Source organism: Streptosporangium sp. NPDC053982 (assembly GCF_055585205.1).
This window is the reverse complement of the sequence record NZ_JBVJKQ010000009.1, coordinates 332,645-359,290: the sequence shown is the minus strand read 5'-3', so window position 1 is coordinate 359,290 and position 26,646 is coordinate 332,645. Positions and strand designations below refer to the sequence as shown.

22 protein-coding genes are annotated in these 26,646 nt (G+C 73.1%); 13 read left to right on the top strand and 9 right to left on the bottom strand.

Annotation, left to right across the window (positions count from 1 at the left end):
• Positions 1-30: 30 nt before the first annotated feature.
• Positions 31-1,257 (bottom strand): ROK family transcriptional regulator, encoded by a 1,227-nt coding sequence (locus ACZ6W9_RS18860; RefSeq protein WP_389970529.1) that lies wholly within the window; start codon positions 1,255-1,257, stop codon positions 31-33.
• A gap of 45 nt (positions 1,258-1,302) precedes the next feature.
• Between ACZ6W9_RS18860 and ACZ6W9_RS18855 the strand changes: the two genes are divergently transcribed.
• From ACZ6W9_RS18855 to ACZ6W9_RS18830, 6 genes are all read left to right on the top strand, one after another.
• Entirely contained in the window at positions 1,303-2,595 is a 1,293-nt protein-coding gene (locus ACZ6W9_RS18855) for a hypothetical protein (protein WP_389970532.1), read from the top strand.
• Positions 2,596-2,634: 39 nt separating this feature from the next.
• Entirely contained in the window at positions 2,635-3,906 is a 1,272-nt protein-coding gene (locus tag ACZ6W9_RS18850) for an epoxide hydrolase family protein (protein ID WP_389970535.1), read from the top strand.
• A 98-nt stretch (positions 3,907-4,004) separates the two neighbouring features.
• Positions 4,005-4,544 carry an NUDIX hydrolase gene (locus ACZ6W9_RS18845; protein ID WP_470118803.1) on the top strand — a complete coding sequence of 180 codons (540 nt, stop codon included), beginning with the start codon at positions 4,005-4,007 and terminating at the stop codon, positions 4,542-4,544.
• Positions 4,541-4,705 (top strand): hypothetical protein, encoded by a 165-nt coding sequence (locus ACZ6W9_RS18840; protein WP_470118801.1) that lies wholly within the window; start codon positions 4,541-4,543, stop codon positions 4,703-4,705. The genes ACZ6W9_RS18845 and ACZ6W9_RS18840 overlap by 4 nt, the downstream gene beginning before the upstream one ends.
• Before the next feature lie 176 nt (positions 4,706-4,881).
• On the top strand, positions 4,882-6,285 hold the full coding sequence (locus ACZ6W9_RS18835) for an alkaline phosphatase PhoX (RefSeq protein ID WP_389970543.1): 1,404 nt from the start codon (positions 4,882-4,884) through the stop codon (positions 6,283-6,285).
• Positions 6,286-6,497: 212 nt separating this feature from the next.
• A complete protein-coding gene (locus ACZ6W9_RS18830) occupies positions 6,498-7,514 on the top strand; it encodes a carbohydrate kinase family protein (protein WP_389970546.1) in 1,017 nt (338 codons plus the stop codon).
• On the opposite strand, the gene ACZ6W9_RS18825 is transcribed toward ACZ6W9_RS18830, so the two are convergent.
• Both ACZ6W9_RS18825 and ACZ6W9_RS18820 read right to left on the bottom strand, forming a co-directional pair.
• Complete coding sequence (locus tag ACZ6W9_RS18825) at positions 7,414-8,517, bottom strand: hypothetical protein (RefSeq protein WP_389970549.1); 1,104 nt, start codon at positions 8,515-8,517, stop codon at positions 7,414-7,416. The two genes, ACZ6W9_RS18830 and ACZ6W9_RS18825, sit on opposite strands and share 101 nt — an antisense overlap.
• Positions 8,518-8,780: 263 nt before the next feature.
• Entirely contained in the window at positions 8,781-12,398 is a 3,618-nt protein-coding gene (locus tag ACZ6W9_RS18820; RefSeq protein ID WP_470118798.1) for a galactose-binding domain-containing protein, read from the bottom strand.
• Positions 12,399-12,711: 313 nt separating this feature from the next.
• On the opposite strand from ACZ6W9_RS18820, the gene ACZ6W9_RS18815 reads away from it, so the two are divergent.
• The 5 genes from ACZ6W9_RS18815 to ACZ6W9_RS18795 all read left to right on the top strand — a co-directional run bounded on the left by ACZ6W9_RS18815 (position 12,712) and on the right by ACZ6W9_RS18795 (position 18,872).
• Positions 12,712-13,704, top strand: coding sequence for a LacI family DNA-binding transcriptional regulator (locus ACZ6W9_RS18815; protein ID WP_470118796.1), 993 nt, complete (start codon positions 12,712-12,714; stop codon positions 13,702-13,704).
• 309 nt (positions 13,705-14,013) lie between these two features.
• Positions 14,014-15,402 (top strand): ABC transporter substrate-binding protein, encoded by a 1,389-nt coding sequence (locus tag ACZ6W9_RS18810; RefSeq protein ID WP_389970558.1) that lies wholly within the window; start codon positions 14,014-14,016, stop codon positions 15,400-15,402.
• Between the two features lie 7 nt (positions 15,403-15,409).
• Entirely contained in the window at positions 15,410-16,321 is a 912-nt protein-coding gene (locus ACZ6W9_RS18805) for a carbohydrate ABC transporter permease (RefSeq protein WP_470118794.1), read from the top strand.
• Positions 16,321-17,298: a carbohydrate ABC transporter permease gene (locus ACZ6W9_RS18800; protein WP_470118792.1), complete on the top strand. Its 978-nt coding sequence runs from the start codon at positions 16,321-16,323 to the stop codon at positions 17,296-17,298. Before ACZ6W9_RS18805 ends, ACZ6W9_RS18800 begins: the two co-directional genes overlap by 1 nt.
• Positions 17,299-17,342: 44 nt before the next feature.
• Positions 17,343-18,872: a glycoside hydrolase family 13 protein gene (locus ACZ6W9_RS18795; protein ID WP_470118790.1), complete on the top strand. Its 1,530-nt coding sequence runs from the start codon at positions 17,343-17,345 to the stop codon at positions 18,870-18,872.
• 150 nt (positions 18,873-19,022) lie between these two features.
• On the opposite strand, the gene ACZ6W9_RS18790 is transcribed toward ACZ6W9_RS18795, so the two are convergent.
• From ACZ6W9_RS18790 to ACZ6W9_RS18770, 5 genes are all read right to left on the bottom strand, one after another.
• Positions 19,023-20,177 carry a sensor histidine kinase gene (locus ACZ6W9_RS18790; protein ID WP_470118788.1) on the bottom strand — a complete coding sequence of 385 codons (1,155 nt, stop codon included), beginning with the start codon at positions 20,175-20,177 and terminating at the stop codon, positions 19,023-19,025.
• A gap of 158 nt (positions 20,178-20,335) precedes the next feature.
• Complete coding sequence (locus ACZ6W9_RS18785) at positions 20,336-21,256, bottom strand: cytochrome c biogenesis CcdA family protein (protein ID WP_470118786.1); 921 nt, start codon at positions 21,254-21,256, stop codon at positions 20,336-20,338.
• Between the two features lie 82 nt (positions 21,257-21,338).
• Positions 21,339-21,956: a redoxin family protein gene (locus tag ACZ6W9_RS18780; protein WP_470118784.1), complete on the bottom strand. Its 618-nt coding sequence runs from the start codon at positions 21,954-21,956 to the stop codon at positions 21,339-21,341.
• 46 nt (positions 21,957-22,002) lie between these two features.
• A complete protein-coding gene (locus tag ACZ6W9_RS18775) occupies positions 22,003-22,443 on the bottom strand; it encodes an NUDIX hydrolase (protein ID WP_470118783.1) in 441 nt (146 codons plus the stop codon).
• Between the two features lie 128 nt (positions 22,444-22,571).
• Complete coding sequence (locus ACZ6W9_RS18770) at positions 22,572-23,264, bottom strand: HAD family hydrolase (protein WP_362946228.1); 693 nt, start codon at positions 23,262-23,264, stop codon at positions 22,572-22,574.
• Positions 23,265-23,814: 550 nt separating this feature from the next.
• Between ACZ6W9_RS18770 and ACZ6W9_RS18765 the strand changes: the two genes are divergently transcribed.
• Together ACZ6W9_RS18765 and ACZ6W9_RS18760 are read left to right on the top strand one after the other, a co-directional pair.
• Positions 23,815-24,492 (top strand): pyridoxamine 5'-phosphate oxidase family protein, encoded by a 678-nt coding sequence (locus ACZ6W9_RS18765; protein WP_470118781.1) that lies wholly within the window; start codon positions 23,815-23,817, stop codon positions 24,490-24,492.
• Between the two features lie 4 nt (positions 24,493-24,496).
• Entirely contained in the window at positions 24,497-25,624 is a 1,128-nt protein-coding gene (locus ACZ6W9_RS18760) for a globin domain-containing protein (protein WP_362946223.1), read from the top strand.
• 145 nt (positions 25,625-25,769) lie between these two features.
• Here ACZ6W9_RS18760 and ACZ6W9_RS18755 read toward each other — a convergent pair whose 3' ends face one another.
• The gene (locus tag ACZ6W9_RS18755) at positions 25,770-26,585 is read right to left on the bottom strand and encodes an MBL fold metallo-hydrolase (protein WP_362946221.1); all 816 of its coding nucleotides are present in this window, start codon (positions 26,583-26,585) and stop codon (positions 25,770-25,772) included.
• Positions 26,586-26,646 lie beyond the last annotated feature (61 nt).

Here is a 26,646-nt window from a genome sequence, read left to right as displayed (position 1 = left end):
CATGGCACCACCCCGGCCGGTCCGGCGCGGTCACCCGCCTGCGCGCCCTCCCGCCTGCGCGTGACGCGTGGACGCCCACGCGGCCAGGCCCTCCTCGGTGAGGAACCGGTCCAGCGCGACGGCCGCGGCCCCGTGCAACGCGCCGTCCTCGCCGAGCGCGGAGGCGACCACGGGCGGCGGATCCGCCCGGCGGAACCTCATGAGCCCGTCCTCCAGAGCGGCGGCGAACCGCGGTGCGGCCGCCGCCCGGAGCGGCCCCGCGAGACCGCCGAGCGTGACGACGCCGGGGTCGAGGGCGTTGACCAGCCCGGCCAGGCCGCCGGCGAAGTCGCCCGCGACACGGCTCACCGCGGATCGGACGGCGGGGTCCTCCGCCGCCCTGGCCAGGGCCGCCTGGGCATAGGTGCGCGGATCGCGGGGCGGAGGCGCGCCCAGGTGACGGGCGATGGCCCGGCCGTCGACGGCGAGGTCCCAGCAGCCCCGGGCTCCGCACGGGCAGCGCAGCTCCCGGTCGCCGAACGGGAGGTGGCCGAACTCGCCGCCCGCGCCCGTCATCCCCTCGACGGGACGGCCGTCGACGATCAGGGTGCCGCCGACGCCCACCTCGATCGTGACGTGCAGGGCCACGGCCGCGCCGACGGCGGCGCCGTACCGGGACTCCGCCACGCCGGAAAGCGTCGCGTCGTTGCCGACCAGCAGTGGCACGTCCGGGCTCGGGGTGAGGGCGCCGAGGTCCACGGTGTCCCAGCCGAGGGCCGCGGACTGCGTGACCCTTCCGTGCCGCACGGTCGCGGCGACCGCCACCGAGACGAACCGGACGCGGTCGCCGTAGCGGTCACAGGCGCGGTGCACCGCCCGCGCGACCGCGCCGACGGCGTGGTCGGCGGAACGGTCGGCGTGGGCCGCGGACTCCAGCACCTCGGGCCTGCCGTCGAGCGTCGCGACGGCGCACCGGTAGTCCTCCTGCCGCAGGTCCACCGCGATGACGACGGGCCCGTCCGGGTGCGGGCCGAGCACGGTGGTCGGACGGCCGCGCCCCGACGCCGCCGCGGGCGTCTCGGCGAGCAGCGCGAGCTCGCGCAGCCGGGCGGTGATCTCGGTGGCCGAGCCGCTGCTCAGGCCGAGCCGCTCCGCCACGACGGCACGGGTGACACCGGGTTCGCGCCGCATCTCCCCGAGCACGGCCAGCGCGCCGCGCCAGCGGGAACTCCGGGTGTGGAACGAAAGAGACCGGCTCGCGGGGCTTGCGGTCGACACTGTGCCTCCCTTTATCCTCGTACGGCGAGTTTATAGGGGGAGCCCATGTCACGGTTGGACCTTCGGCAGGTCGGGGTCGCGCAGGCGACGCTGGGCTTCACCGTCAACAGCCTCGGCGCGTGCCTGGTTCTGCTCGCCGGTGACCTGGGCGCTCCGCCGGAGAGCCTCGCGTGGCTGGCGTCGTCGTTCGGGGCCGGCCTGCTCGCCGTCGGGGCCGCCGGAGGTGTGCTCCTGCGCTCCGGTCCCCGGCCCGCCCTCTTCGCCGCGGCCCTCGTCACCGCCGCCGGGGCCGTCCTCCTGGCGACCGGGACGGCCGCGGTCGTCGCGGCGGCCGGGGCGCTGCTGCTGGGGCTGGGCGCGGCCGGCATCGTCCTCGTCACCCCGGCCCTGTTCCGCGGCCCGGACGCGGCCGCCGGACTGGCCCGCGTCAACGCCGCCGCGAGCGTCAGCGCGATCCTCGGCCCGCCCGCCATCGGCGCTCTGGAGGCCGCCGGGGCCGACGGACGGCTCGCACTCCTGCTGGCCGTACCACCGCTGATCTTCCTGGCCGCCGGCACCCGGCCGCGCGCGGCGCCCCCGGCGGGCGCCGGCGGCTCCACCGCGATGTCCCCGGCGAGCGACGACGATCCCGCCCCGGCGATCCCGCCCTCGGCGCCCCTGTCCCCGGCGGGCGGTGACCCCACCTCGACACCCCCGTCCCCGGCGGTCCGGCCCGGTGACACGGCCCCGGCGGGGAGCGACCGGTCCGGCGCGCCGGCTCCGGCATCGGACGCGGGGACGCGCGGCCGGACGCGGCGGACCGCGGGCGCGTGGGCCGCCATCGTGGCCTCCGTGTCCATCGAGTTCTGCTTCACGATCTGGGCCGTGGCGCGGCTGCGGGACACCGGCCTGTCCGACGGCGGGGCCGCCGTGGCCGCCGCCGCGTTCCTCGTCGGAATGGCGGCGGGCCGGCTGGTGACGGCGAGACTGACCGGAAGGGGGTTTCCCGTCATCCCCGCCGGGTGCGGGCTCGCGGCGGCCGGCACGCTCCTCGTCGCGCTGACCGGCCTCCCCGCGCCGGTCACCGCGGGGCTCGTGCTGGCCGGGCTCGGGGTCGCGCCGCTCTATCCGGTCACGCTCGCCCGGCTCGTCGGCCTCCCCGGTCTCACGGCGACCCGCTCGGCGGCGTACGGCGCGCTCGCCTCCGGCACCGCGATCCTGGCGGCGCCCACGGGCATCGCCGTACTCGGGGCGGCCCTGGACCTGAGGGCCGCCCTCCTCATCGCGGTCCTTCCCCTGGCGGCCGTCCTGGCGGCCGCCACCGCGATTCCCCCTCTCCTGGCGCGTTCGCGCGCCTGACCCCGTCCACCGATGACCCGTCCACGGCAGGGAGGCGACATGACGACGAACCCGGCGAACGACGCGGCGGCCCACCGGGAAGCCCGAGCGGCGACCGGCGCGGTGAGCCGGGCGGGAACGGGAGCGGCCGGCGGGACGGAGACCGGCGCGGAGATCGGGGCGGTGACCCCGTTCCGCCTCGACATCCCGGAGTCCGACCTGCGTGACCTGCGTGAGCGGCTGGCGCGCACCAGATGGCCGGAGAAGGAGACCGTCGACGACTGGTCACAGGGCGTGCCCCTCGGCTACCTGCGGGACCTGTGCCGCTACTGGGCCGAGGAGTACGACTGGCGGGCCACCGAGAGGCGTCTGAACGCCCTGCCGCAGTTCCGCACCGTGATCGACGGGCTCGGCGTCCACTTCCTCCACGTCCGCTCGCCGTACGACGACGCGCTGCCGCTCGTCCTCACGCACGGCTGGCCCGGATCCGTCGTGGAGTTCCTGAAGGTGATCGGCCCGCTGACCGACCCGCCCGCCCACGGCGGCGACGCCCGCGACGCCTTCCACGTCGTGTGCCCGTCACCGCCCGGCTACGGCTTCAGCGACAAACCGGCCGGCCGGGGCTGGGGCGTCGAGCGGATCGCCGCGGCGTGGATCGAGCTGATGGCGCGTCTGGGCTACGAACGGTACGGAGCGCAGGGCCACGACTGGGGCACCAGCATCACCGCGAGCATCGGGCGGGGGGATCCGGGCCACGTGGCGGGGATCCATCTCACCCCGCCCCTCGCGCCTCCGGACCCGGCCACGTTCGGCGACCTCACCGACGCCGAGCGCGCCGCCCTCGCCGACCTGGAGCGGGCGGGACGGCAGGAGGACGGCTACTCGCTGGAGCAGTCGACCCGGCCCCAGACCATCGGGTACGGCCTCGTCGACTCCCCGGCGCTGCTGTGCGCCTGGATCGTCGAGAAGTTCCGGTCCTGGACCGACTGCGACGGCCATCCGGAGAACGTGCTCACCCGCGACGAGATCCTCGACAACCTCATGTTCTACTGGCTGCCCGGGACCGGGGCCTCCGCCGCGCGGCTGTACTGGGAGAGTTTCGGGCAGGTCCAGCGCGTCTTCACGGACGAGGCGACCGACACCGTGACGGTGCCGGCCGGATGCTCGGTCTTCCCCAAGGAGAACCCGCGGCCTTCCCGGCGCTGGGCCGCCAGGCGCTTCACCGACATCCGGCACTGGGGTGAGCCCGACCGGGGCGGTCACTTCGCCGCGATGGAGCAGCCGGGACTGTTCGTCGAAGAGGTCCGGGCGTTCTTCCGCCTGGTCCGCTGACGGCTTCCGCCTGGTCCGCCGACGGCGGCGGCGGGCCGATGCCGGGCCGGAGACGTGAAGATCGCGAGAAGGCGGGACGGCCGCCTATGCTCGCCCTCATGCCCGAAGCGACTCCCCGTGACCCGCTGCCCGGCGCCGTCGTGCGGCCCTCCGCCCGCGTCCTGCTCCTCGACGGCCGGGACCGGGTCCTGCTGTTCCGGGGCCGCGGTCTGGTCAAGGGCTCCGACCTCGCCTGGTTCACCCCCGGCGGCGGCGTCGACCCCGGTGAGGACCTGGCCGTGGCCGCGGCTCGCGAACTCCGTGAGGAGACCGGCCAGGTGACCTCGCCGGAGGACCTCGGCCCGGTCGTCGCCGTCTCCCGGGGCCACTGGACCGACCTCGACGACCGGCTGTTCTACGCCCGGGACCACTACTTCCTGCTGCGCGTCCCCGAACCGTCGGTGGACGTCTCCGGCATGGAGGACCTCGAACGCTCCCTGATGGACACCTTCCGCTGGTGGACCCTTCCCGAGCTGCGGACGACCGGCGACCACGTCATCCCGCCCGGCCTCTCCGGCCTGCTCGACAGGCTGCTGACCGGCGGCCTCCCGGCGGAGCCGCTGGTCCTGCCCTGGCACCACCCGGAACCTCCCCCGTGACGGGCTCAGGACGCGCCACCGGACGGGTCCTCGACACGGCGGTCATGCGGCTCATCACCTTCGGGAACGGCCTGATCACCGAGATCCGCCCCTTCCGCCTGGACACGATCGCTGTCGCGGAGGCGCTGGGCGTCCGGGGAACGCCGGTGGCGACCGTCTGACATCCGCCGTGACCGCTGGGGCGGGGCCGTGCCGGCCGTGAGGGATCCGGGCGGGCCGTTCGCGGGACGGAGTGTTCAGCGGGGGTTCATCCGGCGAACATAGTGGGACGACAAGGATGTTTCCCGGACATAATTAGATCGCTCGGTGTCAGCGTTCCAAACTGGAGGCGATACCCGTGTCCTCACCCGTTTCCCGTCGCAACTTCCTCCGTAGCAGCGCCGCAGGCGGCCTCGGCATCGTGTTCGCCGGCAGCATCGAGGCGATCGCCGGCCCCGCGGCGTTCGCGGCGACGCGGCCCGCGCTGGGGTACGGCCCGCTCGTCGACGACCCGGCCGGTGTGCTGGCCCTGCCCGCCGGCTTCTCCTACAAGATCATCGCTCAGGCCGGCGTGACGAAGCTGGAGACGGGTGAGCCCACGCCCAGCGACCCCGACGGCACCGGAGCCTTCCCCCACGGCCGCGGCACCACCCTGGTGAACAACCACGAGGTCGGCGGCGGCGAGCCGTACCGGGTGCCGGCCCTGCCCGGCCTGACCTACGACCCGGGCGCCGGCGGCGGCACGACCAACATCGAGGTGAGCCTCCGGGGCGACCGCGTCCGTGAGTACGTCAGCCTGGCCGGCACGCACAACAACTGCGCCGGCGGCAAGACCCCGTGGAACACCTGGCTGACCTGCGAGGAGACCGAGCAGAGGGCCGGCGGGAAGTACCAGAAGGACCACGGCTACGTCTTCGAGGTCGACCCCTTCGACCATGAGGCGAACCGGGACCCGGTGCCGCTGAAGTTCCTCGGCCGCTACTCGCACGAGGCCGTCGCCGTCGACCCGCGGACCTTCACGATCTACGAGACCGAGGACGCCTCCGGCCCCAACGGCCTCTACTACCGCTGGACCCCGCCCGCGGGCTTCCGGGGCGGCAAGGGCGCGCTCAAGGCCCTGGCCCAGAGCGAGGGCGGCGACACCGCGGGCACCCTGGAGGCGATGAGCTGCTACCACGGCTCCGAGCACATCCAGGACCTGTCGCAGGCCACCCGGCCGGGCACCCGCTACCGGGTCCGGTGGGTCCCGGTGCCCGACCGCGACGCCCGCAGCGTCTCGACGCGCAAGCAGTTCGCCGACGACCAGGTCACCCGCAGCCGCAAGCTGGAGGGCGCCTGGTGGGCCGACGGCGGCGCGTACTTCGTGGCCAGCTTCGCCCGGCACAGCGACGGCAGCCTCAACGAGCACGACGGCCAGGTGTGGTTCTACGACCCCCGCAGCCAGACGGTCACGCTGAAGACCATCTTCGGCGTCAACGCCGACCCCGACGAGGACGGCGCCTTCGACGGGCCGGACAACATCACGGTCTCGCCGTACGGCGGGGTCATCCTGGCCGAGGACGGCGAGGGCGTCCAGCACCTGGTGGGCGTCACCGACCAGGGCAAGTCCTACCCGATGGCCCGCAACGACCTGAACGACAGCGAGTTCACCGGCCCGACCTTCAGCCAGGACGGCAGGATCCTGTTCGCCTGCATCCAGACGCCGGGCCACGTCATGGCGATCACCGGCCCGTGGGGCCGTCCCGGCAACGCCGGGCACTGACGGTACGGCGCCGGGCGGAACGGCCCGCCGTGCCCTCCCCGGAGGGCACGGCGGGCCGCTCGCCTTTCAGAGGCTTCCGGCCGTGCGGTCTCAGCGGCTTCGACGGCTTCATCGGCCTCCCCGGATGACCGGCGGCCCTTCTCCTTGGGAGACTCTCCTGGGAAGACCTCCGGAGCTCCGGAGAACCGAGGGGCCCGACCAGGAGGAGGCGCATGACCAGCCCAGCCGAGGGGACGAGGACGACAGGCCCGGCCGTGGCCGTCGTCGGCGAGTGCGTCGCCGACGCCTTCACCGACTCCGGAGCCTCCCGGCGGGGTGAGCTCGCGCTGCGCGTCATCCCCGGCGGCGGCCCGGCCAACGCCGCGGTCGCCCTCGCCCGGCTCGGCACCCCCGCCCGCTATCTGGGCCGGATCTCCGCCGACCCCTTCGGCCGTCTCTTCCACGAGCGCCTGACCGCCTCCGGCGTCGACCTGTCCGGCGTCGTGCGCGCCGCCGAGCCCAGCACGCTGGCGGTGGCGACGCTCGACGCGGAGGGCCGGGCCGAGTACTCCTTCCACGCCGAGGGCGCCGCCGACTGGCAGTGGACGGAGGAGGAGCTCGCCACCCGCGACCTCGGCGGGGTCGCGGCGGTGCACACCGGCTCCCTCGCCCTGGTCATGGCGCCCGGCGCCGCGCGGATCGAGGAGTTCCTCACCGGCGCCCGCGCGGGGGCGACGATCTCCATCGACCCGAACGTCCGCCCCGGGCTCGTCGATCCGGCGGTCTACCGGGCCCGCCTGCCCCGCTGGGCGGCGCTCGCCGACATCGTCAAGGTGAGCGAGGAGGACCTCGCCCACCTCGGCGACTTCGGTGACTTCGACGGGTTCCGCGAGGAATGCCACGCGGCCGGAGCCAGGCTCGTCCTGCTCACCCGGGGCGCGGACGGCGTGACCGCCTCCCTCGACGGCGTACGGCTCGCCGTGCCCGCCCCCGCGGTGGACGTGGCCGACACCGTCGGGGCGGGCGACGCCTTCACCGCCGGCCTGCTGCACAGCCTGGGCGTCCGGGGCCTCCTCGGCGGACGCCTGACCGGCCTCACCGCCGGCGACCTGTCCGAGGCGCTCACCTTCGCGGTCCGGGTCGCCGCCCTCACCTGCGAGGTCGCGGGTGCCGACCCGCCCTGGCGCCACCGGTTGACCGCACCGGATGAGGAGACCGCCGGTCGGCCGCCGCGCGGTCGATCCGCTTGAGCATGCGGTCGAGCTGCTTGGGCACGCCCGCGTGCCGCGCCGCCCCACGCGCGGCGCGCAGCGCGGTGACCGCCTCGGGGGTCGGGAAGTCCTCGACGGCCCGGGCGATCTCGTACAGCAGTGCCTGGGAGGGCAGGGTCCGCGCCGAGCCGGGGGCGACCGCGATTCCGGCCAGCAGCGGGGTGAGCAGGGCGGGCAGCCACTCCTCGTCGCGCATCAGCGCCAGCCGTACGGCGCGGCCGAGCGCCTCGGTCTCCGACGCCTCGAACGCGCGGTCGGCGCGGTAGGGGATCTCGCCCGCGTGGATCGCGGCGACCCGGGCGGCGGCGGCCTCCAGGGCCGCGCGGGCGAAGGCGGTGTGGCCGGGGAGGTCCGCCAGTCGCCCCCAGACGCCGGGAAGCGGCGGCGGGGAGCCGAACGACCTGTTCCGCAGGGCCTCCAGGAACAGCGCCCGGTGCCCGGCGTCCCAGCTCGCGAGCAGGCGGAGCTCGTCGGCGCCGATCGGGCCCCGGCCCGTTCCGATCGCCTCGGTCACCTTCGCGTCGAGCCCGTCGTCGCCTCGGCCGTCGCACCCGGCGAGCCCCGCGACGGCCAGCAGCGCGTACGGCTGGTCGAGCCGGCCGGCCTCCAGCAGGAACCGCACCAGTGTCCGGGCGGGGGCCGCGAGCGCGGCGAGGGGCGGCCCGTCCGGGCAGCGCACCAGTGAGGCCGCGCCGAGGTGCAGGTCGGCCCATTCACGGGTGGCCAGCCCGTCGGCCAGCGCCGCGAACAGCTCGGCGCAGGAGGCGGGGGTGAACGCCGGCTGGCGCTCCCGGGCCTCGTCCTCCACCAGGAACCTCGCCGACGTCCCCGCGGGGGTCGTGGGGACGCGGTAGGCGGAGGGCAGCAGGGCCCCCAGGTCGTAGGGGCCCAGCTCGGCGCGGCCGGGCCAGGCGGCGGGGTGCTCCGTGGCCGGGTCGGTCATGAGCGCGAGCAGCCGGCGGGCGGCGGGGGAGAGCTCCATCCGGGGCGGTCCTCGGTCTGGTGGGGGCCGGTGGGATCCGGCGCGGCGGCCGGGCACGCGCGGCCGTACCGGGGGCCGGGATGCGCTGTCCGGCACCCCGGCCCGCGGCGGGTTCGCGTGCACGGCGATCCTGCCAGGTCCCGCCGACAGAAGCCGGAGGAGGACCGGTTCCGGCGCCACCGGCCGACCGGCCGCCGGCGCTCACCCCGTGACCGGGCCGTCCACGGGGTGAGCGCCGGCGAAGGACCGCCGGGGCCGGTGGGTCAGTTGACGGTGATGGTGAACGTCGAGGTCGTGTTCCTGATGTTCACGGCGTTGTCGCTCATCCTCAGGTTGTTGAAGGTCACCGAGCCCACGGCCGGTCCCTGGTCGGGCTCGGGCAGCTCGTTGGCCCAGACGGCGAAGCCGGACTTGGCGTCGTAGGCGTCACCGCTCCGGTGGGCGCCGGTGATCGAGACGTCGGTGAACACGGTGTCCTTGATCGGGTTGAGCGGCCTGCCTCCCGAGTAGCCGGTCTGGAACATGATGCCGTGGTAGGTGGGGTCGACGATGTCGACGCCGGTGACCCGGATGCCCTGGAAGACCTTCGAGGCGGAGAAGACCCAGATGGCGGGGAAGGTCTGCGCCCCCCAGAAGTGGCCGCCGGCCCGGACGATCGAGATGTTGTCGAACCTGGTGGGCGGGTCGGCCCCGAAGCCGTTCATCGGGTAGCCGAAGTCGAGCGAGCTGATCGTGATGCCGGAGTAGACCAGCGTGTCGGCGATGTAGATGTTGCGGAAGACGTTGTCGTAACCCCCGTACACCGCGATGCCCGCGGCGCGCCAGGGGAGGATCGCGGTCAGGTTCTCGTAGACGTTGCCCTTCATGTCGGCCCCGCCCGCGTCGATGGCCGAGAAGAGGGCGAAGCTGTCGTCGCCGGTGGAGCGGGCCGCGTTGTTGCTGACGAGGTTGTCCGTGCTGCCGTTGGTCATGTTGATCCCGTCGGCGAACATGTCGCGGATGCGGGAGTTCCTGATCGTTATCCGGTCGGTGTTCGCGCCCCAGTAGAGGCAGACCAGGTGCTCGCTCCAGATGTCGTCGATGACGATGTCGGCGACGTTCTGGAAGTCGAACACCTTGCCGGGGCCGTCGATGCGGGAGGTGTAGTTGCCGAAGTAGGCGAAGCCGGTGAAGGCCGAGCCGTTGGCGGAGGACTCGGCGCGGAAACCGACGTCGGTGTTCTCCTGCGTGACGGGGGCGTGGAACCGGGTGTACCAGGGGCCCGCGCCGACGATCTTGACGGGCTTGCCGTACACCTGGAATTTCTGCGCGGTCTGGTAGTCGCCCGGGGGCAGGTAGACACCCAGCCACCCGGTCTCCATCCGCGCCCTGTCCAGGGCGTTCTGCACGTCCTGGTGGCCGAACCCGGCCGGGACGACGTACCGCGCGGGGTCGGGGTTGGGGACGGGCGCGACCTGCTCGGTGTCGACGAAGTCGATCGCGTAGGTGGTGGTGTTGGCCGTGCCCTTCTGCAGCCTGATCCTGCTGCCCTTCGGGACGGTCGAGCCGAGCATCAGGCCGGCCTCGTCGTAGATGTGCCGGGGGCCGCCCATGGACGGGGAGTTGCCGGGGTTCGCCTCGGGGCCGTACAGCCAGGCGTACTTCGAGGTCAGGTTGAGCGCCTTGCGGAAGACGCCGTCGACGTAGACGTCGAGGGTGGCGTCGATGCCGCCGCCGCCGGGCGCGTCGGGGATGGAGAACCGGGTGACGAGGGTGTTGGTGGGAGCCCTGGTGGTGAACTCGACGTAGGCGCCGGTGGTCGCGAGCCTGACCGCCCTGCGGCCGGACGCCTCGCCGGCGAGGTCGCCGACGGTCCTGTTGGGCCCGACGACGGTCGCGCCGCCGCCGATCGAGGCGTCCTCCGCCTCGTAGGTGTCGTAGGGCATGTTCGCGCCGCGGCCGACGAACAGTGGGGTCGTCACGACGTTGTCGTCCCGCTTCACCGGAAGCTCGGCGGTGTCGGCCGCGACCTCCGCCCGCACGGTGTAGCGGCCGCCTGCGGCGGTCCACGTGCCGAGGCTCACCGGGGCGGTGGTGGCGCCCGCGGCGATCGCGCCGGTGTAGGAGCCGGTCAGGGTGCGCACCGCCGTCCCGGCGTCGTTGAGCAGGGTGAGCGTGACGGCGTGGCCGCCGCCCGCGGAGGCGATGTTGCCCTTGTTCCGGATCGCCACGGAGAAGGTCACCGTGGTGCCGCTCGCCGGGTTGCCCGGGGTCCAGCTCGCCACGGGCGTCAGGTCGGAGCTGTCGACCGGCTTGACGACCAGCGGCGAGGAGGCGGTGAGCGCGTTGTTCAGCTCGCTCTTCTCGGCGACCGCGTCGGCCTCGTCGACCTTCGCCGTGACCGGGTAGGAGCCGGCGTCCCACCGTCCGGCGGACGCCGAGACCTCCGCGGAGGCGCCGGCCGCCAGCGCGGCCAGCGGGGCGGTGCCGGCCTTGGCGCCGCCGAGGTAGAAGTTCACGCCGGTCGCGCCGGAGGCCCGGTCGCCGGAGTTGCGTACGGTGGCCCGCAGCGTGACGGTGTCGCCCTCCGTCGGGGATTGAGGCGTCCAGGAGACGGCGGTGACCGTCAGGTCGGGGTTGGGCGCCGGGACGCCGATCACCTGGAACTCGGCGACCTGCCCGCCGGGCGCGCCGGTGTTGGAGGTGAGCCTGAGCTGGACGTCGGCGACGTCGCCGGTGACCGGGATCGTCACGGTGTTCCCGGTGGCGGGGTCGAAGGTGTACGGCGCCGCCGCCTTCAGCGTGGCGGGGGAGGAGGCGCCCTGCTCGCGGCCCAGCACCTCGATCGTCTGGGTGCGCCGGCCCCAGACGGGGTCGGGGTTGAGCCTGACCACGACCGAGGTGACGCTCGCGTTCGCGCCCAGCTTCACCGTGAGCGTGGCGGGATAGGCGCCGGGCGCGGACTCCCAGTAGGTGGCGGGGTCGTTGTCGACCGCGTTGGCCGCGACGAAGGTGTGGACGTAGGAGGAGGCGCTGACCTGCTTGCCCACGGCCAGGTTGGAGCCGGCGCCGCTGCCGGCGCGGGTGACGGCGTTGCCGGGGGCCGACCGGTTGCCGGCCGCGTCCTTCGCCCGGACCCGGTAGGTGACGGTGGCGTTCGCGGGCTGGGTGTCGGTATAGGTCAGGACATCGCCCGCGACGGTGGCGCGCAGGACGTCATTGGCGTAGATCTCGTAGCCGGTGACGCCGACGTCGTCGGTGGAGGCGGTCCAGGTCAGTTTGATCTGGCCGGCGGCGGGTTCGGTGTAGGCGAGGTTTCCGGGAGCGGTGGGCGCCTGGGTGTCTCCGGTGGCGCCGCCGTACACCTCCAGCTCGGAGACCTGCGCCGCGGGCCATCCGGTGTTGGCCGTCATGTTCAGCCGGACGTAGCGGGTGACGGTGGCGGGGAGGCCGACGGTGACCGTGTTGCCGGAGGCGGGGTCGAAGGCGCGCGTCGCGGAGCCGGCGATCGTGGTGTAGGAGGAGCCGTCGGTGCTGCCCTGCACCGAGAACGTCTGCGTACGCGGCTCCCAGCCGGGCGGGAGCTTCACCACGACCCGGTCGACGCCGGTGTTCGCGCCCAGGTCGACCCGGATCCACTGCGGGAAGGAGTGCGACGGGCTCTCCCAGTAGGTGGAGGGGTCGCCGTCGGCCGCGTTGCCGGCGACGTAGACGTCGGTGTGCCCGCTGGCGGTGACGGCCTTGCCCGCCGCCAGGTTCGGGCCCGCCGCGAGGTTCGCGCCGGTCGCGAGGCTCGGGCCGGTCGCGGCCGTGGCGGGGAGGGGCGGTCCGGTGATGATCAGAAGGCTGAAGGCGGCGATCGCCGCGATCAGCCGGAGCAGTGTGGCGCGCTTGTGTGTCATCCGTTCCTCTGTCTCGTGTCCGGAACCGTCTCGGGTCCGGAACGCCGGGGGGTGCCGGGGGTGCCGGGGGTCAGGGGGAGCGTGTCCTTCGTCGGGTCGAATGGCTGAACCGTAAAATGACAAATCGATGTCTGCAATATTTCGACGGAATTTCGCAATGAATTGACTTCGCAATGTCGCCTCTGGGGGCGGCGTCATCGCTGCTCAGCAAGGGATTTCGCCGCGGGGAGCCGCCGTCGTGGACCGCAAACGGCTGACGTTCGGACCCGCAAACGGCTGCAAATACTTGCTTCGGATGTCGTATGGTTTGCGCATGACGCGACGACTTGCAGAGGTGGCCAGGAAGGTCGGCGTGAGCGAGGCGACGGTCAGTCGCGTGCTCAACGGGAAGCCCGGGGTCTCGGAGACCACCCGGGAGGCGGTGCTGACGGCTCTCGACGTGCTCGGCTACGAGCGGCCCACCCAGCTGCGCGGCGACCGGGCCCGGCTGGTCGGCCTGGTGCTGCCCGAGCTGCAGAACCCCATCTTCCCCGCCTTCGCCGAGGTCGTCGGCGGCGCCCTGGCCCAGCAGGGCTTCACCCCGGTGCTGTGCACGCGGACGGTGGGCGGCGTCTCCGAGGCGGAGTACGTCGACCTGTTGCTCCAGCAGCAGGTGTCGGGCGTGGTCTTCGCCGGCGGCCTGTACGCCCAGGCCGACGCCTCGCACGCGCACTACGAGCTGATCCTGGAGCGCCGGCTGCCCGCCGTTCTGGTCAACGCGTCCGTGGACCACCTGGGCTTCCCGCAGGTGTCCTGCGACGACAAGGTGGCCGCCGAGATGGCGCTCGGGCACCTGAGGTCCCTGGGCCACGAGCGCGTCGGAATGGTGCTGGGGCCGAAGGACCACATGCCCTCCCGCCGCAAGCTGGAGACCTTCCTCGCCGCCGGAGGGGATCCCGCCCTGGTCGAGCACACGATGTTCTCCCTGGAGGGCGGGCACGCGGCGGCGGCGAGACTGCTGCGGTCCGGGGTCACCGGCGTGGTCTGCGCCAGCGACCCGCTCGCGCTCGGCGCGATCAGGGCCGCCCGCAGGTCGGGGCTGTCGGTGCCGGCCGACGTGTCGGTGGTCGGGTACGACGACTCCGCCCTGATGAACTGCACCGAGCCGCCGCTGACCACGGTGCGCCAGCCGATCGACGCCATGGGGCGGGCGGCGGTGGACCTGCTGGTCGCGCTGATCGGCAGGGCGGCCGTGCCCGCGGACGAGCTGCTGTTCGAGCCGGAGCTGGTGGTCCGGGCCTCCACGGCGAGGCCGGCCGCGGGCTGAGCGCGACGGTCGCGGGCCGCCGCGCGGCCCGGCCGGCTGAGCCTGACGGCGGCGGCCCGGCCGGGAGGGGCGCGGCGGGAGGCCCCGGCGGCGAGCCGGGCGTGGCCGCCGGAAGCGGCAGGAAGGGGTGACCCGATCGGCGGGTCACCCCTTCCGCTGTTTCCCGCGTAAGAGACGCGTGATGTAGTCGTTATGTTTCATCTTTCTGTCGAAATATTGCGTCACGGTGTCGAGGATCCTATGGTGAGGCCACCCCGGAGCGGACCTTCCGGCTCGCTCCCGGCCTCCCCCAGCAGAAGGGTCAGCTCCATGACGAGATCCGGGTGTCGCAGGCTCCTCGGGCCGCTGCTCGCGAGCGCCCTCGTCCTCGCGGCGTCGGCGTGCGGTTCCGGCGAGCCCGCCGGGGACGGCGCGCAGCCGTCCGCGGCGGGCTCCGCGGGCGGTCCCGTGTCGATCACGGTCAACTGCATGCCGCCGAAGACCAACAAGGCGCAGCGCGCGACCTACGAGGAGGACCTCGCGGCGTTCCGGAAGCTCAACCCGGACATCAGGATCGAGAAGGTCTCCGACGCCTTCCCCTGCTACGAGCCGCGGACGTTCGAGGCGAAGCTGGCCGGCGGCCAGCTGGAGACGGTCTTCTTCGTCAACTTCCCCAACGTCGGGCGACTGGTGGCCGCCGGTCAGGCCGCCGACCTCACGCCGTACGTCGGGGAGCTGAAGACGTTCAAGGACTACAACGCCTCCCTCGACATCTTCAAGAAGGACGGCAAGGTCTACGGCCTGCCCACCGACGGCTACGGCATGGGCCTGGTCTACAACCGCGACGTGTTCACCAAGGCAGGTCTCGACCCGGCCAATCCGCCGAAGACCTGGGCCGAGGTGCGGGAGGCGGCCAAGAAGATCTCCGCACTCGGCCCCGGCTACGTCGGCTTCGGCGAGTACAGCGGCAACAACGTCGGCGGCTGGCACTTCACCGCCTCGCTCTACGGCCGCGGGGGCGACGTCCTCACCCCCGACGGCGGGAAAGCCGCCTTCAACAGTCCCGAGGGCGTGGCGGTGCTGGAGAACCTCAAGCAGATGCGCTGGACCGACGACAGCATGGGCTCCCGCCTCTACATCGACTGGCCCGCCCTGATGAAGGCGATGGCCGGCGGCAGGATGGGCATGATGCTCGGCGCCCCCGACGTGCTGATCTCGCTGCGCAACGACTTCCAGGCGAAGTTCGAGAACTACGCCGTCACCGCCCAGCCCGAGGCCAGGGCGCTGTTCAACGGCGGCGCCGGATACATGATCAACCCCAAGGCCACACCCGAGCAGATCAGGGCCGGCCTGAAGTGGATCGAGTACGAGTTCCTCACCCCCGGCAAGGGCCAGCTCGACTACGTGCGCGCCAAGGGCGCGAACCTGACGGTCGGCCAGCCGTACCCGGACCTGTACGGTGCCGACACCCCCTCCGGCCAGGAGGTCCTGCGGCTGCGCTCCGAGAACGCGAACGTCGCGCCCGAGCAGTTCGCGCTCTGGGCGGAGGGCTCCAAGGGCGTCCCGCCCAAGGCCGAGCCGGGACCGTACGCCCAGGAGATCTACGCCGTCCTCGACACCCCGATGTCCGCGGTGCTGACGAGGCGGGACGCCGACCCCGCCAAGCTGCTCGCCGACGCCGAGGCCAAGGTCAACGCCCTGCTGGCGAAGAAGGGCTGACCCGGCTGTGACCACGCGAGGCCCGCACCGGCGGGACGACCCGGGGCGGAGGCGGCTCGCCGTACGGCGGAACGTCACCGCCTACGGGTTCCTCTGCGGAGCGCTGATCTGCTTCGCGTTCTTCTCCTGGTACCCCATGGTCTGGGAGGTCGTGCTCAGCTTCCAGCGGACCAACTTCGTCGACGCGCCCGTCTGGGTGGGACTGGAGAACTACGCCGCGGTCGTCCGGGACGCGGCCTTCGGACCCGCCTGGAAGAACACGGTGGCGTTCACCGTCCTCGCGCTGGTCCTCGGCTACGGCGTCCCGTTCGTCGTCGCGCTGGTGCTCAACGAGCTGCGTCACGCCCGCGCCTACCTGCGGCTCGTCGTCTACCTCCCGGTGATGCTGCCTCCGGCGGTCGGCGTGCTGCTCTTCCAGTGGTTCTACGAGCCGGAGTCCGGCCTGTTCAACCAGGTGCTCGGCTTCCTGCACCTGCCGCCCCTGGACTGGCTGAACAGTACCGGCACCGCCCTCGTCTCGCTCGTCATCGTCTCCACCTGGATGAACCTCGGCAGCGGCACGCTCATCTACCTCGCCGCGCTGCAGACCATCCCCGGCGAGCTGTACGAGGCGGCCGAACTCGACGGCGCCGGGCTCTTCCGGCGGATCCGGCACATCACGATCCCGCAGACCAGGCTGATCCTGCTGGTCATGCTCCTGCTGCAGATCGTCGCCACCATGCAGGTCTTCATCGAGCCCTACCTGCTCACCGGGGGCGGCCCGGAGAACTCCACGGTCAGCGTCGTCTACCTGATGTACCAGTACGCCTTCAACTTCGGGAACATCAACGGCGGCAACGCGCTCGGCGTGATGCTGATGATCGTCCTGATGGTCTTCTCCGCCGTCTACCTGCGCGTCTCGCGGGAGGGCAAGAGCTGATGCCGGATCTCGCCGACCTCACCTCCGCTCCGGTCACCACCTCGCCCGCCCCTCCCGCGCCCCGCCCGCCGCGACAGCGGCGCCGGCCGCGGCGGATCGAGCCGGAGTTCCGCACCGCCGTCTCCCCGCACCGGCTCAACTCGCCCACGGGCCGGATCGTCTACTGGACCGTCCTCGTCGTGGTCGTGGCGGGCTTCACCGCGGCCTTCGTCTTCCCGCTGTACTGGATGGTCACCGGGGCGATGAAGTCCACCGAGGAGCTGGTGCGGATCCCGCCGACGTTCCTGCCGTCGGAGGTCACGTTCGACGCCTACGCCGAGGCGTGGGAGCTGATGGACCTGGGCCGGTTGATGGGCAACACCGCCCTGTACGCGGGCGGGGCCTGGCTGTTCACCCTGGCCATCGACGTCACCGCCGCCTACGCCCTGTCCAGGCTGCGGCCGGTGCTCGGCAAGCTGATCCTGGCCATGATGCTGGCCACGCTGATGATCCCGCCGATGGTGATCATGCTTCCGGCCTACCTGACGGTCAAGGACCTGCCGCTGTTCGGCTGGGACCTGCTGAACACGCCGTGGGCGATCTGGCTTCCCGCGGCGGCCAACGGGTTCAACATCTTCCTGCTCAAACGGTTCTTCGACTCGATCCCCCGCGAACTGCTGGAGGCGGCCGAGATCGACGGCGCGACGCCGGGACGGATCCTGTGGTCGGTCGTCATCCCCATCTCCCGCCCGATCCTGGGCGTGGTGTCCATCCTGACCGTGGTCAACGCGTGGCGCGACTTCGTCTGGCCGCTGCTGGTGCTGACCGACGCCGAGAAGATGTCGGTCAGCGTCGGCGTCGCCAACCTGTCGGCGCAGATGCCGCAGAACGTGCTCATCGCCTCGCTGGTGATGGCGAGCGTCCCGACCATCGTCGTCTTCCTCGTCTTCCAGCGCCACATCATGGCCGGCCTCACCGCCGGCGGCCTCAAGGGCTGACGCGGTGACCGGCGAATCCCTACCAGTGAGGAGTCACGAGCAGCATGCCGGAAACGTGGTGGCGGGGGGCCGCGATCTACCAGGTCTACCTGCGCAGTTTCGCCGACGGCAACGGTGACGGGACGGGAGACCTGGCGGGTCTGCGGGCACGCCTGCCGTACCTCGCCGACCTCGGGGTGGACGCCGTCTGGCTCAACCCGTGGTACCCGTCGCCGATGGCCGACGGCGGATACGACGTGGCCGACTACCGGGACATCGAACCGGTCTTCGGCACGCTGGCCGAGGCCGAGAGGTTCATCGTCGAAGCCCACGAGCTGGGCATCAGGGTCATCATCGACGTGGTGCCCAACCACGGCTCCGACCGGAGCGCGTGGTTCCAGGAGGCGCTGGCCGCCGGGCCCGGCTCACCCGAGCGGGAACGCTTCTGGTTCGCCGACGAGCCCGGCGACTGGCGGTCCATCTTCGGCGGGCCCGCCTGGACACAGGTGCCGGACGGGCAGTGGTACCTCCACCTGTTCGCCCCCGAGCAGCCCGACTTCAACTGGACCAACCCCGAGGTGCGCGAGGAGTTCCGCGACGTGCTGCGCTTCTGGTTCGACCGGGGCGTGGACGGCATCCGCATCGACTCGGCCGCGGTGCTGGTGAAGGACTTCGACGGCGGCGATCCCGACGGCTACACCGACCTCGACGAGGTGCACGAGATCTACCGCGACTGGCGCCGCCTGGCCGACGGGTACGGCGACCGCATGCTGGTCGGCGAGGTGTGGTTCCCCGACCAGGAACGCTTCGCCCGCTACCTGCGGCCCGACGAGCTGCACACCGCCTTCAACTTCGACTTCCTGGCCTGCCCCTGGGAGCCCGCCGCGCTGCGCCTCTCGATCGAGCGGACCCTCGCCACGCACGCCCCGCTCGGCGCGCCGCCCACCTGGGTGCTGTCCAACCACGACGTGGCGCGCGTGGTGACCCGGTACGGCAGGGCCGACACGTCCTGGGACCACGGCGACCGCCGGGACGGCGCGCCGTCGGACCTCGGTCTCGGCGGACGCAGGGCCAGGGCCGCCGCGCTGCTGGCCATGGCGCTGCCGGGCGGCGTCTACGTCTACCAGGGCGAGGAGCTCGGCCTGCCCGAGGTCGACATCCCCGGCGAGCTGCGCCAGGACCCGATGTGGACCCGTTCCGGCCACACCGTGCCGGGCCGGGACGGCTGCCGGGTGCCGCTGCCCTGGTCGGGGGAGAAGCCGCCGTACGGCTTCGGCGCGGGCGAGCCGTGGCTGCCTCAGCCCGAGGACTGGCGCACGCTCACCGTGGAGGCCCAGTCGGCCGACCCCGGCTCGATGCTCACCCTCTACCGGACCGCGCTGCGCATCCGCCGCGACCGGCTCGGCGACGGCGAGCTCACCTGGCTCGACCTGGGGCCCGGCGTGCTGGCCTTCACCCGCGAGTCGGGGCTCACCTGCGTGACCAACCTCGGCCCCGGCCCCGTACGGCTCCCGCCGCACGGGCCGGTCCTGCTGGCCAGCGGCCCGCTCGACGGCGACGACCTCCCCGCGGACACCACCGCCTGGCTCGCCTGAACCGCCCCTCCGGACCGCCCCGGGAGGCCGGTGCCCGGGGCGGGACGGGAAACCGATGAACCGGGAGGGACGACCCGTTCCGTTCAGGACGGCCGGCCCACCCGGGCATCCCTGAGCACCCCGTAGGCGCGGACGGTGACGGCACCCGGATCAACCCGTCACCTCCACCCGCAGCCGGAAGCCGCCCCCGTCGCGTCTGCCCGCGGTCAGGGACCCGCCCAGGGCGCCGGCCCGCTCGCTCAGCCCGGCCAGGCCGTTGCCCGGCCGGTCGTCGTCCTCGCGGGCCCGCACGGCGGCGCCGTCGTCGGCGACCTCGACGGCGATCCCGGCGGACCCGGTCATCCCGGTCGTGTCCCCGGTGTCCCCGGCGCCCTCGGTCACCGTGATCCAGCAGTTGGCGGCTCCGCTGTGCCGCAGCACGTTGGTGATACCCTCCCGGACCGTCCAGGCCAGCAGGCCCTCGACGGCCACCGGCAGGTCCCAGGAGACCGGGCTGGACACCTCGCAGCGGATGCCGGCCGCCCTGGCCGCCTGGACCGCCGACGACAGCTCGCCCGCCAGCGTCGGCTGCCGGTAGCCGGTGACCGCCTGCCGTACCTCCGACAGGGCGCGGCGCACGATGACGTCGACGTCCTTCAACTCGCCGTCGGCGCGGCCGGTGTCGATCGGCAGCAGGCGGCGGGCCAGCTCGTTCTTCACGGCCACCACCGACAGGCTGTGCCCGACCAGGTCGTGCAGGTCGCGGGCGATGCGGTTGCGCTCCTCGACGACCGCCAGCCGGGCCAGCTCCTGCTTGGTCTCCCGCAGCTCGGTCATCAGCTCCGCGGCGTGCCGGCCCTGGACGGTGAAGAAGCCGACGAGCGTCACGAATCCGCCCAGCACCAGGGCCAGCCCGGCGTCCCCGCCTCCGGCGAGGGCCAGCAGGCCCGCCGCCGCCCCGAGTCCCACGATGTACGGCCGGGCCTGACGAAGCGGACCCCACCCGGCGGCGGTGCCGGCCCAGGCGGCGGTCGCCGCCCACCAAGGGCCGGCCGCGAAGGCGAGCAGGAGCGGGATCGCGGCCATCGCCGCGAACCGCGGCCACCACGCCCTCGGCTCGGCGGCGGAGCGGATCGTCAGCCCCAGCAGGGAGAGCAGCGCCCCGCCGGCGATCGCGGAGGCCGTCAGCCACACCGCGGCCCCGGCGGCCACCTGGGCGATCGAGGCCCAGGCCGTGACGGCGACCAGCAGCAGGAGCCGGGAGCGGTTCCGGGCCGACCACAGGCGGGTGATCCGGCCCTCCTCCTCGGCGTCCGGCGTCGTCACCCGTCAGAGCCCCGGCGACGTCGCGCCGGCACCGCCGCGCCGGCCGGCGCCGTCCAGGACACCGGATACTTGACATTGCGCAGGGCGTGAACGAGTTCGAACCGCACGAGGGGCAACATTACGCGGCCTCTCGGGAAGACAGAAGAATCAGGGCTTCATCAAGACCGATGCCCCGGGCCGGTGTCGTGGACAGGCGGCTCAGCCGTCGTGTGCGGCCCGCGGCGCCACTCCCGCCGCGCCTCCCGTGCCCGCCGTGCCTTCCGCCGCGCCCCCCGTACGGCGAGCCCGGCGAGGACGAGTACGGCGAGGGCGGCGGCGATCCGGCCCGGGCCGGCGTCCTCCACCCACCCGGCGACGGCCCCCTGCACCGCCGTCACCGCGCCCACGACAGGGTCGTCCGTGGACGCGCCGGCGAAGACGCGCAGCTCGTACCAGCCGTAGTAGGCGACGTACAGCCCGGCGATCACCAGCAGGCCGCCGCTGACCCGCGACACGTACGGCAGGATCCGCCGCATCCCGGCGACCGCGGCGGCGCGGGCCAGCGCCACGGCCACCGACAGGGCCGCGACGACCAGGCCCATGCCCAGCGCGTAGGCGACGAAGACCACCATCCCGCCCAGCAGGCCGCTTTCGGTCAGCGACGCGGAGGTGACGGCCAGGAACGGCCCGGCCGTGCAGGACAGCGAGGCGACCGCGTAGGAGAGGCCGTAGCCGTACAGTGAGGCCGCCGAGGCGGTGGGCCGGCCGGCGCCGAGCCCGGGGAGCCGGATCAGCAGTTCCCGGCCGGTCAGCAGCGCGCCGCCCAGCACGACGAGGGCCGCGCCGATCACCATCGTCACCCACGGCAGGTACTCCCCGACGGAGTGCGCCAGCGGGACCACGACCAGGCCGAAGAGGCCGAAGACGGTGACGAACCCGCCGGTCATCGCGGCGGCGAGCAGCAGCGCCCGGACCAGCGGGGCCCTGCCGCCGGCGACCAGCATGGTGAGGTAGGCGGGGAGCATCGCGAAGCCGCACGGGTTGAACGCGGCCACCGTGCCGGCGGTGACGGCCAGCGCCACCGGAAGACCGGTGCTCACGGTGCCTTTCCCGCCCGCTGTCCCGTGACGCCGCCCGGCGTCCGGCGTCCGTGCGGTGTCCGGTCCGTGCGTCCGTGCGGCGTCATCCCGCGCGCAGCTTTCCGACCTGCCGGTTCAGCCCGTCGGCGCCGAGTGGGCCGGAGACCTTCTCGGTGGAGCCGTCGGGCCGCATGAACACGAACGTCGACTGCTGGGTGACGCCCAGTTTCGTCCACACCGCGCCCCCGGCGTCGGACAGCTGCACGATCGTCCCGGTCCCGGTGCGCCGGACGAACTCCTTCATGGCGGGTTCGGCGTCGAGGCCCGCGACCCCGACGAACGCCACGTCACGGTGTTTCTCCGCGGCGGCCCTGACCGCCGGGGCGTCCGAAAGGCACTTCGGGCACCACGGAGCCCAGAACCAGAAGACCACCGGCCGGCCGGCCAGGCTCGCCCCCTCGAACCGCTCACCGCCCAGGGTGACGGCACGGAACGCCAGCGCCGCGGGGACGGCGGCCGGCGAGCCGGTGGGGCTCGGGGAGCCGGAAGCGGGACTCTCGGACGCCGGGGACGTCACGGACGCCGCCGGAGAGGTCGCGGGAGCCGAGAGCGGCGCGTCGGAACGGACCGGGCCGCCCGCCTCGTCCCCTCCTCCGGCGCCGCACGCCCCCGTCAGCAGAGCGGCCGAGACCGCCGCGGCCACAGCGCGATATCTGATCACCCGCTCAGCGTAGGTTCGCCTCCCCGGCGCGGACCTTACGAGGCGCTTACGCCCCTGAGCCCCCGTTCCGGGCCGTCCGGGAGGCGAAGAGAGCGAGGCTTCCGGAGAGCTGGGAGTGCGGCCGGTCCGGGAGCCGGTCGGGTGCGAACCAGCCCAGCTCGTCGAACTTGTGGGGTTCCCCGATGGCGACCTCGGCCGGGTCCACCCGGACCGCGAAGACCACCGCCACCCAGTGCGAGGAGACCGGCTCCCCGCGCAGGACGTTCCGGACACCGATCGTCTCGATCTCCAGCGCCGCCGCCGAGTACTCCTCGCGGACCTCGCGCGCGACGGCCGCCTCGAACGTCTCGCCGTACTCCAGGGCCCCGGCGCCGCAGTCCCACGTGCCGGGCTCGTCTCGCGCCCCGGCGCCGCGCCGGGCCAGCAGTACCCGGCCGGCGCCGTCGTGGCAGACGAACACGCACGACACGGAGGGCTTCGCTGTCATGTCTCCCCGTTCCCCGGCTCCCCGGTTCCCCGTCTCCGGGGCTCCCGGTCCTCCGGTCTTCCGGTCCTCGTACGGAGGCGGCGGTCCGGCCGGCGCTCCGCGGTGCCGGCGGGCGTCGCCGGCGGACGTCAGAAATGGTCGAGCAGCTCCGGGAACCTCCGCAGCCGCAGCACCCGGTCGTCGTCCGGGGCGAGGTCGGCCCGCTCCAGCACCCAGGTGTTGTCGTTGGGGATGAAGACGGCGTTCATGCCCGCCTGCCGGGCCGGCAGGATGTCCGACTTGGGGGAGTTGCCGATCATCCAGGTCGTCGTGGGCGTCAGGTCGTGCTCCCGCACCAGCCGGAGGTAGACCTCCACATCCTTCTCCGGGACGATGTGGACGTCGCGGAAGTGGTGCGCGAGCGCGGAGACCTCCAGCTTGCGCCGCTGCTCCTCCAGGTCGCCCTTGGTGAGCAGGAGCAGGTCGTGCCGGTCGCCCAGTGCGGCCAAGGTCTCCGAGACGCCCGGGATCAGCTCCACCCGGTGCTCGACGAGCGCCACCGCCAGCTCCTCGATCCGGCGGCGCTCCGCGGCGGTCGCCGGTCGCCGGTGCAGCCGTTCCAGGCACTCGCCGAGGCTGCGCAGGAAGACCTTGCTGCCGTAGCCGTGGGCGACCGCGTTCGCCGCCTCGATGTCGTCGAGGATGGCGCGGATCTCGGTCCGGTCGAGGGTCGGGTGCGCGAGCCAGCCCAGGAAGTCGTCGATGACCCGCTCGAACAGGACGTTGTTCTCCCAGAGCGTGTCGTCGGCGTCGAAGATGAGCACCTGCCGGTCGAGCCTCATGATCTTCTTCTCCTCCCGAGAACGCCGACCGCCGGAGGTTACCAGCCGGTGGGAGCGCCGTTCATGTCCTTTTCGTCCGCCTCGTCGTATGCCACCGCCACCGGATCACCTCCGCCTGTCCGGTCGTCCCCGCCCGCCCGCCGTGCCGTGTGCCGCCGTCGCCGGATAGCCGTACGCCGCCCCGGCCGCCCCGCCCGCCCCGGCCGGTCCTGGATCGTTCCCGACGGGATCGCCGGGTTCCGCCGTCACCGCCGGTGGACCGTTCCCACCCGCCACGCCGTGCGTCTTCGTCGTCTGAAAACGTCCTCACCGCGCCTCCGGGAGGGGATCGCGCGGCGCTGGAGTGCAGGTCCGGGCATGAAAAGTGAGCATTAATCATGATCCGAAAAATCCGTGGAAATGTTGCGGAACTGTTTCGGGAGGGACTGATGTGGTCTAGGCTCCATCGGATATGTGGGGGGAAACATCCGGTTTTGGTGCCTCATCGCCGGGCCCGGATGCCCGCCCGCCCTCTCACAGGCTTGCGGTCCGGGGACTGAATTGGAGTGACGTGACGACCCAGCATGTGCCGTACGACGGTCTGGACGATGGCGAGGGCCTGCCCGGCTCCCGCGGGGAGCACATCCTCCAGAAACTCTTCGACACCAGGGAGCGGGCGGAGCGGTTCTACGGCCGTCAGGTGGTCGACCGCCTGACGCCCCAGATGCGTGAGTTCGTGGCCCGGCAGCAGATGGCGTTCGTGGGCACCGCGGACGCCGCCGGGAACTGCGACACGACGTTCCGCTCGGGGCCGCCCGGATTCGTGCGCGTACTGGACGACACCCGGATGGTCTACCCGGAGTTCCGTGGCAACGGCGTGCTCGCCAGCCTGGGGAACATCCTGGAGAACCCGCACATCAGCCTGCTGTTCGTCGACTTCTTCGAAGACCTGGTGGGCCTGCACGTCAACGGCATGGCGAGCATCATGACCGCCTACGACGCCGCCCGACGCTACGGGCTCAACGACGAGGACCAGACCGCGCCGGGCAAGAAGGCCGAGCGCTGGATCATGGTCGAGGTCGAGGAGGCCTACATCCACTGCTCCAAGCACATCCCGCTGCTGGTCAGGCAGGACCGCCGGGAGCGCGCCGCCGAGGGACGCAGGCCCGCCGGAGACGATTACTTCGGCGTCGGGCAGGCGCGGAGCGCGGGGCTGAGCGGGCATGAGGCGGGGAAACCGGTCGGGTGACGCCATGACACTGGACATCCGTCTCATCCGGGAAAGCTGGTCGCTCGTCGAGCCGATGGCAGACCAGGTGATCCTCAACTTCTACAGCAGGCTCTTCGCCGAGAACCCCCGCATCCGGGAGCTCTTCCCCCCCGCGATGGACCTCCAGCGCGACCGTCTCTTCAGCGCGCTGACGCAGGTGGTGCTCAACCTGGAGGACACCGAGGGGGTGCGGGAGTATCTCACCCAGCTCGCCTGCGACCACCGCAAGTACGGCGTCCGCGCCGAGCACTACCCGGCGCTCGGGAACTGCCTGATCGCGGCGATGCGGACGATCTCCCGCGGCGCCTGGCTGCCCGCCTACGACCAGGCGTGGGCGGCCGCCTACGACTTCATCGCCCAGGTGATGATCCAGGCGGCCGACCAGGACGCGGTCACCGCCCCGCCCGCCTGGATCGGCACCGTGGTCGGGCACGAGATGCGAACCTCCGACATCGCGGTCCTCACCATCGAGCCCAATCACCCGTACCCGTACCGGGCGGGCCAGTACACCACCGTGCAGACCGCGCTGTGGCCCCGGGTGTGGCGCCAGTACTCCATCGCGAACGCCCCGCGCCACGACAACAGGATCGTGCTGCACGTGCGGGCCGTACCCGGCGGATGGGTCAGCACGGCGCTGGTGAAGCACACCCGCCCGGGGGACACCGTCCTGCTGGGCCCGCCCAGGGGCACCCTGTCGCTGGAGCAGGCCACCACCCCCCACCTGGTCTTCATCGCCGGTGGCACGGGCCTCGCGCCGCTCAAGGCGCTCATCGAGGAGTCGGTGTGGATGCCCGAGCGCCCCGCCATCGACCTCTTCTACGGCGTGCGGCGCGCCGCCGACGCCTACGACACCGAGGCGCTGAACAATCTGCGCATGCAGCACCGGCGGCTCCGGATCGTGCAGGCGATCTCCGACGAGCCGGGGCCGGGGTACGGCCAGACCGCCGTCGACGCCCTGGAGTACCACCGGATCATCCCGTCCGGAGACGTCTTCGTGTGCGGGTCGCGGGAGATGGTGTACGCGACCTCGGACCGGCTGGTCCGTCTCGGCGTCCCGGCCGGGCGCATCCACACCGAGTACACCCCGGACACGCCGGTCCCCGTGGGCTGACGGCGGCGGTCGTCACCCGCGGGCCGCGGTCCTCCACGGGCCGCCGTTTCACGGGCCGCCGTTTCCGCGGACCGCCGCTTTCTTCGGGCCGCCGCTTTCTTCGGGCCGCCGCGCCGCCCCCCGCGGGCGGACGGCGCCCGGCCGGCTATCCGCCCGGCGGGCCGTCCAGCCGATCCAGAGCGGTCAGCGTGGTGTCCTCGGGATAGGGCGATCGCCGTACGGCCTCCTCGCGGCTCATCCGGCCCGCGGCCACCTCCCGGCAGAGCCCGGCGACCGCCTCGATCTCGGCGCGCTGGGCGGTGACGAACGCGCGGTCCACCGGGTCTCCGTGCCCCGGCACCACGACCGCGTCCCCGGCGAGGCCGAGCAGCCCGCCGAGGGTGTCCGGCCACTCCAGCGGGAACGCGTCGCCGTAGGCCGGAGGCGCGCCGTTCTCCACCAGGTCGCCGGCGAACACCACGCCGGCGTCCGGCACCGCGATCACCAGGTCGGACGGGGAGTGCCCACGTCCCAGGTGCGCCAGGACGGCGCGGCGGCCGCCGGCCGCCACCTCGGCCCGGTCGGTCACCAGGCGGTCCGGCGGCACGATCTCCGTCTTCTCGATGTCGGCGGCGATATCGGGCCGGCCCTGCTCGCGGTAGCGCCGCGCCCACGCGTCCTTCGTCCGGGCGCCGTCGGCGACCAGGTCGGCGTGACAGGCCTCGTGGGCCCAGACGGGGCACGCGAGGAACGGCCGGGTGCCGAAGGAGTGGTCGAAGTGGGCGTGGGTGAGCACCACGGTCCACGGGTCGCGGGTGATCCGGCGCACCTCCGAGGCCAGCTCGGCGCCCTGCCGCTCGTCGCCCCGGGTGTCGATCACCAGGCAGCCGCCGTCGCCCAGGACCAGCCCCACCGACAGGTCCAGCTCGGCGTACCGCCGCACCAGCACCCGGTCCGCCACTTCGATCCAGCGTCCTTCCATGGAGTGATTGTGCCCCACGGAAAAGGGGCCGCGTGACCCGCCGGGAAGGCGGGCCGTGCGG